We start from the raw sequence: 7,239 nt of genomic DNA, 5'->3' as shown, positions 1-7,239 counted from the left end.
AGAAAAGCTTATAACTAAAACTGGTAACAAGCTTCGTGAAATGATGCCGTGGATTTCAGCAGGTAAAATCGTAGACCAAGAAACTAACTAATTTTTTTGGTTATTTGCACTCATCTTTTGTTGATGAGTGCAGTCAGCTACTGACGTATCCTCCTTTACTCAAACAACAAAATCTAAGTACAACTTACCAAAAATCTTTAGTTAGTTTTATTTTCTTATATTCTTTTTATACATTTCACATCCCATTCTTAATGCTACTTTGTTACAATAGTTGAAAATTAAAACTAGTGGACTTTATGGCAACGCAACCCAAAAAAACAAATACGAATTCTTCTACCAGAAAAACCCCAGCAAAAAAGAGAAGACGCAGAAAGAGTACAAAAAGTTCTACTTTCAAAAAAAGTATCTTTATTGTTTTAGGTGTGTGCTTGATGATCTCTTTAGTTGCTTTTGGATATTTTTTGGGACAGCATGATGCAGGAAATGGTCAAAATCCAATAGCTCAAACCTATAAGACGCATCATGCAGAGAGTAAAAAGAAACTCTTAGAGGATCTGTCGAAAATAAAAACAGAAAAGCCCCACGAAAAAAAAGAGTCTGTTAAAAAGATAGTACCAAAGATAAAAAAAGAAACTTCGGCTAAACCATTACTTCAAGAAATAAAAGATGAAAAGATAGTTAAAAAAGAAGAAATAGAAAAGGTCATTATATCCAAATATATTACATTGGCAGACATGACGCAAAAGCCAAAACTCGCGATTATTATAGATGATGTGTCAACAAAAAGTCAGCTCAATAGCATACAGGCTACAGGTATCAAAATGACACCCTCCATATTCCCTCCATCAGAGCGCTCTATGAGCTCACATACATTAGCTACAGGATTGGAACATTATATGATTCACTTGCCGATGGAGTCAGGTAGTGTACAGTTTAACAAACAGTACAAAACGCTCATTACGACATTTAGTGAAGCAGATATAGAGGTTAGAGTGAAGGAGCTTAGAGCTCTTTTCCCTACGGCTCGTTATGTCAATAACCATACAGGTTCTGTATTTACAGATGATCATGATGCAATGCAGACACTCTATACGGCACTTCGTAAAGAAGGATTTGTTTTTGTCGATAGTCGAACCATTGGTTCGACCAAAGTACCACAGATAACAGAAGCATTTGGAGATGCTTATGTAGCAAGAGATGTTTTTATAGACAATGAACATAATGTCCCCTATATACATAGACAGCTTCGAAAGGCAGTCAAGATGGCAAAGAAAAGAGGCTATGCTATCGCTATAGGACATCCGCATAAGACAACTATGGAAGCACTCTCAAATGCAGCAAGTATCTTCAACGATGTGGAACTTGTGTATATTGATGAGCTCTATCAATAATATATACCCCAAGGGCATGTCCTCCTTTTAGTCAGTGCACAATATGAATTGCCATACTCTTTTCAAAAGTATGACAATATGAAATATTTTTTCTGATAAGTACACTGCTGTGATATGATAGATCCAAAAAGGCATCGTATGAGTCAAATACTTACTCAGCATATACTCAGTTTGGAGAGTATGAAGAAGTATCCTTCTACACTTTTTTATAAGGGTGACCTGGATCTGCTGAAACGTCCTAAAGTCTCTATTGTGGGAACAAGACGACCCTCAAACTACACACGACAGTTTACATACAGTCTTGCCAGTGCTTTAGCCAAACGAGGGGTATGTGTGGTAAGTGGTGCTGCAATGGGAGTGGATACCATAGCACATACTGGAGCAGGAGAAGAGAATACTATTGCTGTTGTAGCAAATGGACTGGATATACGCTACCCTGCAGTTAATAAAACGCTTATAGAGAGTATAGAGAACAAAGGATTGTTGCTTAGCCAATTTAATGATGGTTTCAGAGCAACAGGATGGAGTTTTGTGGTACGGAATGAACTGGTCGTTGCACTTGGGGATAGTTTGATCGTTACAGAAGCAGATCTGAATAGCGGTTCCATGCGTTCAGTGGAGTATGCTTTGAAGATGGGGAAAAAGATATTTGTACTTCCTCAAAGACTCGATGAGAGTTTGGGTACGAACCAGTTGTTACACACAATGCAGGCTACACCCATACATGATATAGAGGCATTTGCCTCTACTTTTGGCCAGATAGCAGATGATGCATTAGAAAAAGATGATTTCTTTTATTTTTGCCAAACCACACCTACATTTGATGAGAGTCTTAAGAAGTTTGGTGACAGGGTGTATGAAGCAGAACTTGAAGGTGTCATCACAATACAAAATGGTATCGTAAGATTATCTTAGAGAATGATTGAAAAAAATGATGATATTGGAATGCCTATCTTTCTATATTAAAGAGAAAGATAGGATGAGTAGGGATTATTTTGTTGTTTTTGAAAGTTCTGATATGAGCTCTTCAAGTGACGCCTCTGGAAGCATACCAGCTTGAACAAATTGTACATCGCCTTTAGTATCAAGGGCTACCAAGAAAGGAATACTTCCTCTCCATTGTGCTCTTTGCTGGATATAATTTACCAATTCAGAAGCCTTTTCTTCAGACACTACAATGTAGTTCATGCCTTTCTCTTTTGCAAACTTTTTTGTTTCCTCATGACTATAACCTTGTACTTCAATAGAGACGATAGCTAACTTATCTTTATGTTTTTTTTGTAACTTGACCAAGTGAGGGATTGATTCCAGGCAAGGAGGACATTTATGTCCAAAAAACTCTAAGAAGATCACTTTTCCTTCAAGACCTTTTATATTAAGTCCTTGTTCTGTACCCATAACATCATAGGTTTTTCCTGTGATGTCAGTCATAGTCATTTCTGCTAATAGTTTTTCGTTTTCTGCTGCTTGTGTATAGGTTAACAGTGACAAGAGTAGAAGGGATGTAGTCAATAGTTTCTTCATAAAATGGGCCTTTATATATTGTTTTATAAATTATACACTATGAAGATGTAAAAATTGTGTAATTGAGTCGAATTATGTAAAAGATTTTTTTAAAGAGCATCATTGGGATGTAAAAAGGGAGGGAAAAATGATGTTAAAGATAGACCTAATGAAAATAATAAGGAGACAGGTCTATCTCTATTGATGCTCTTATGAAGGTATTTTAATAGTATAAGGTTAACTGAATATTAATAGAAGATATAGTTATAAGTAAGAGAGGTAAAAATAGATTAAAAAGTTTTCAAAGAGCATCTTTGGGACAAAAGGAGGAAAATGTTTTAAAAGGAGTCCTAAAATGCTTTATAAAAGGGAGGGGGTATATTTTAGGTGCCCTAGATGCTCTTGTAGGGGTAGTGTAATACACTAAGGTTAACCGTATGCAAATAAAGAGTAGTTACACTATAATATTGAGATTATTTGAAGGATATTTTTTATGATAGAAAAAGTTTTATTGCTGGGTTTGTTTTTGTTTACGAATGTATGGTCAGGAGAGTTAGCACTTGAAAAAAGAGTAGGTCAAATGCTTATGATCGGATTTCATGGTACACATGCACCCAAAGAAAGCCAAATTTGTAAAGATATCGCGCAGTACAATCTGGGAGCAGTGATTTTATTTGACTATAACCCGGTGGATAAAAATATACCAAAGAATATTGCTACGAAAACACAGTTAGCCAATCTGACCAAAGAACTGCAAGCATGCAGCAGAGATGGGAAATTGCTTATTGCAGTAGATCAAGAGGGAGGAAAGGTTCAAAGACTTAAAAGTAAATATGGCTTTTACGGTAAGTTCCCCAAAGCTTCTGATGTGATCAAAATGGATCAAAGTAAGATCAAAGAAACCTATACACAAATGAGTCAGGAACTAAAAAGTGTAGGGATCAATTATGACCTTGCACCTGTTGTGGATCTGGATATAAATATGAAAAACCATGTCATTCACGGTTTGGGACGTTCTTTTGGTAAAGACCCTAAAATGGTAGCAGAGTATGCCTCTACTTTCATCGATGCAATGCATACTAATGGGGTACTTACCTCTATTAAACATTTTCCCGGACACGGCTCTTCGGTAGGAGATACACACAAAGGGTTTGTTGATGTCACAAATCTCTGGAAAAAAATTGAGTTAGAACCCTATAGACTTTTAAAAGACAAGGCCGATACAGTGATGGTTGCCCATGTATTTAACAAAAAAATAGATGCCAAGTATCCTGCGAGCCTCTCTTATGAGACAGTTACCAAGATGTTACGATGGAAACTGGGATATCATGGTGTGGTCATCACGGATGATCTTCAAATGGGTGCGATCAGTCAAAAATATGGATTGAAAAACACACTTAAACTGGCGATTAATGCAGGAGATGATATTTTGCTGATTGGAAATCAACTTGACCCTAAAAAAATTGTCAGTACAAAAAAACTGGTTGATACTATAATGACATTGGTTCAGAGTGGAGAGGTGACAGTGGAGAGTATCAACAAAGCATATAATAGAATTCAGGGATTAAAGAAAAAACTTTAATTGTTTACTGTCCCATCCATCGTTCCAAGATGATCTTTGCAGCGATGGAATCGATCTTCCCATCTTTTTTGTGTTTAAACAGACCCATTGTAAGCTCTTTGGCTTCAATGCTTGAACTTTGTTCATCTTGGTAGACTACTTCTATCTGTAAGTCAAGTAGAGAAACAAAATGTTTGATACGTCTTTCCATCTCTTCGGAACTATCAGCATCTTTAGGAAGACCTACGATGAGTTTCTCTATCTCCCACTCTTCTAAAAAAGTCTTGACATCTCTTGCAGCTTGATTACGGTTTTTTCGTAGGATGGCATTTTGAGGTATGACGATCTTTCCATCGAGACAGATTGCCACACCTATACGTTTAAGTCCTACATCTATACTTGCTAATTTCATAGTGAAATTGTACCCAAACTTTTGTCATCTTCTAAAATCTTTTGGCTATAGCGTGATGTATATGTCATCATTTAAATTTAATAGTAAATATAATACTTCTAAATAAGTAAAAAAATAAAATCCTTCGATAGAATTATAGTAGGGAAATGTCAGCATGGAGAATATTAAATTATGACAATAAGGTAATATCGTATGCTTTTTAATAAAATAAGTATGGCCATTATAGGCTTAAGTAGTATGGGTTATGCAGAGGTAAGTACAAGTGCAGGGCTAGAAACTTTCTGGCTGTGGGTCGCTCTTTTCGCTTTGGGGATTGTGAGTATAGCCATATTATTTGTATCATCTCAGAAAATGCAGAAGATGCAACAGCTACACCAGTCCATGTTTGACAAACAATTGGAGATGGAAAAAAGTCAAAATCTCTTACTTACCAACATGAGTGAAAATATTCATGATATCGCGAAACAGGCACTTGAAAAAAGTCATCAAGCCATAGATAAATCATCCAAATCATTTAAAAATAAAGAAAAAACCTTAGCGAATGTTGAAAGCAGACTTTTGGATGTTACCAATGATCTTATAGATTTTCTTAGGTTAAAGTCAAAGAAAATTGAGATAGTCAATGAAGAGTTTAATATTAATAACGTTTTGAATGAATTAGCAGGTACTATCTGTTCACAATTTTCAGGGAGTCAAGTTGAACTTATTTTTGATATAGATAAAAACGTACCCCGGCGTTTAGTAGGAGATTCTCTCCATTTGGGACAAACGCTTAAAAGTCTACTTGAACACATTATGACTCAAGTAGATATAGATGAGGTTAAATTAGAGATCTCAAAGTTTGATACTTTTGAAGAACAGGTAGAACTACAGTTTCAGTTTTCCGATGTGGGTAGAGGGCTTAATACTGAAGAGTTAGAAGATCTATTTGTCCCTTATTATGACGAAGAGACAGGTACCTATGTAGGCCTTGGCCTTTTTGTTGCACATGAATTGGTTGATATGATGAATGGTAAACTTTCCGTACAGAGTATAGAAGGTAAAGGGAGTACATTTACACTCTCCCTACCTTTTAATGTAGTAGATAAATCAAATCAGAGAATGTACCGACTGCCGGAGAAAGTACTGATAGAGAAAAAAGTATTTATTGTGGACGTAAATTATAATTCAGCTTTGGCTGTCAAAAAAATGTTTGCATATTTTAGACATGAAGTGACGGTGCTTTCTCAAGAGGAATTTATGAAAAATATTCCTAATTTAACCTCTTTTGATATTGTTGTTCTACATGAAAGTCTCTTTAATGTCAGATTGGTTGAGTATCTTAAAAAAATTAGGATGGGCAAAGAGCTTAAGGTAGTAGCACTCAATTCATTGCTACAGACCGATAAAAAGAGTTTTATACATGAAATGATAGATAGCCATCTCTTTAAACCGCTCAATCAAGAACGTGTTTTTGAAATGATCGTGAACATGTATGATATCAAAGTACCTTCCTATGAGGAACAAGAGCAAAAGGATGAAGGGAAACAGATACAAACACACAGAAAAAATATCGTTGAAACAAAAGGTGTCACACAACACTCTTTTAAAGCTTTTTCTGGGAAAAACATCCTTATTGTAGAAGATAACATTATCAACCAAAAAGTACTTATTAGTTTATTGCACCATTCCGATATGAGTATCAGTATTGCAAATAATGGACAAGAAGCTGTTGATATGGTTAAGGAGAGCAAGATTCAATTTGATCTAGTGCTTATGGACATTAATATGCCTATTATGGATGGATATACGGCTACACAGATGATACGTCTTGATAGTAAATTTGATACCATGCCTATCGTTGCATTTACTGCATTGGTTTTGGACAGTGAAATTCAAAAAATGTTCAACTGTGGTATTAATGCATTTTTAGCCAAACCGCTCAACATAGGTAAACTCTATACGGCACTATCTATCTATCTTTCTGATACAGATGTGGTAACACCTAAGGAAGAAGAAGCTGAGACTAAAGAAGTCATTACTTATCTGGGAATCAATATCGAAAATGGTATCAGACATGCCAATAACAGTGAGGCACTCTATCTTGAAGTACTGAAAGAGTTTAGTACAGCATATGGTACAAGTGATGAAATTTTTGCTAAATTGATAAAAGAACACCGATATGAACAGGTAAAGATGTTATGTATAGATATGAAAGGATTAACAGGAACCATTGGTGCAGAGGATATGCATACTTTAATAAATGAGATACTTCATCAGATCCTCTACAAGAAATATGAATTACTTATTAATTATAATGAGAAGTATAAATTTCAAATACAAACATTAAATAGTTCTATAGGAAAATATATTGCAGCTGCTTGATAGATACT

At 35.4% G+C, this 7,239-nt stretch carries 6 protein-coding genes; 4 read left to right on the top strand and 2 right to left on the bottom strand.

Features of this window, described 5'->3' with window-relative positions; translation table 11 throughout:
- Window positions 1-296 precede the first annotated feature (296 nt).
- Together ABZC96_RS00615 and ABZC96_RS00610 are read left to right on the top strand one after the other, a co-directional pair.
- A complete protein-coding gene (locus ABZC96_RS00615; RefSeq protein ID WP_373028333.1) occupies window positions 297-1,391 on the top strand; it encodes a divergent polysaccharide deacetylase family protein in 1,095 nt (364 codons plus the stop codon).
- Window positions 1,392-1,529: 138 nt separating this feature from the next.
- Window positions 1,530-2,306, top strand: coding sequence for a DNA-processing protein DprA (locus tag ABZC96_RS00610; protein ID WP_373028332.1), 777 nt, complete (start codon window positions 1,530-1,532; stop codon window positions 2,304-2,306).
- A 75-nt stretch (window positions 2,307-2,381) separates the two neighbouring features.
- On the opposite strand, the gene ABZC96_RS00605 is transcribed toward ABZC96_RS00610, so the two are convergent.
- Window positions 2,382-2,915, bottom strand: a complete 534-nt coding sequence (locus tag ABZC96_RS00605) for a TlpA family protein disulfide reductase (RefSeq protein WP_373028330.1) — start codon at window positions 2,913-2,915, stop codon at window positions 2,382-2,384.
- A 472-nt stretch (window positions 2,916-3,387) separates the two neighbouring features.
- Here ABZC96_RS00605 and ABZC96_RS00600 point away from each other — a divergent pair, with 472 nt between their 5' ends.
- Window positions 3,388-4,476: a glycoside hydrolase family 3 protein gene (locus tag ABZC96_RS00600; protein ID WP_373028328.1), complete on the top strand. Its 1,089-nt coding sequence runs from the start codon at window positions 3,388-3,390 to the stop codon at window positions 4,474-4,476.
- 4 nt (window positions 4,477-4,480) lie between these two features.
- Here ABZC96_RS00600 and ruvX read toward each other — a convergent pair whose 3' ends face one another.
- Window positions 4,481-4,867: a Holliday junction resolvase RuvX gene (ruvX, locus tag ABZC96_RS00595; RefSeq protein ID WP_373028326.1), complete on the bottom strand. Its 387-nt coding sequence runs from the start codon at window positions 4,865-4,867 to the stop codon at window positions 4,481-4,483.
- Window positions 4,868-5,059: 192 nt separating this feature from the next.
- Here ruvX and ABZC96_RS00590 point away from each other — a divergent pair, with 192 nt between their 5' ends.
- Window positions 5,060-7,231 (top strand): response regulator, encoded by a 2,172-nt coding sequence (locus ABZC96_RS00590; RefSeq protein ID WP_373028325.1) that lies wholly within the window; start codon window positions 5,060-5,062, stop codon window positions 7,229-7,231.
- Window positions 7,232-7,239: the final 8 nt, after the last annotated feature.

The sequence above is a fragment of the Sulfurovum sp. genome (assembly GCF_041551015.1).
Taxonomy (GTDB): domain Bacteria; phylum Campylobacterota; class Campylobacteria; order Campylobacterales; family Sulfurovaceae; genus Sulfurovum.
Note: the sequence above shows the minus strand (reverse complement) of the source record. Positions and strands in the feature narration are given on the sequence as shown.

Bases quoted from the DNA above. Each gene is read 5' to 3' on its own strand.
- ABZC96_RS00615 (WP_373028333.1), top strand. From the start codon at position 297: ATGGCAACGCAACCCAAAAAAACAAATACGAATTCTTCTACCAGAAAA.
- ABZC96_RS00610 (WP_373028332.1), top strand. From the start codon at position 1,530: ATGAGTCAAATACTTACTCAGCATATACTCAGTTTGGAGAGTATGAAG.
- ABZC96_RS00605 (WP_373028330.1), bottom strand. From the start codon at position 2,915: ATGAAGAAACTATTGACTACATCCCTTCTACTCTTGTCACTGTTAACC.
- ABZC96_RS00600 (WP_373028328.1), top strand. From the start codon at position 3,388: ATGATAGAAAAAGTTTTATTGCTGGGTTTGTTTTTGTTTACGAATGTA.
- ruvX (WP_373028326.1), bottom strand. From the start codon at position 4,867: ATGAAATTAGCAAGTATAGATGTAGGACTTAAACGTATAGGTGTGGCA.
- ABZC96_RS00590 (WP_373028325.1), top strand. From the start codon at position 5,060: ATGCTTTTTAATAAAATAAGTATGGCCATTATAGGCTTAAGTAGTATG.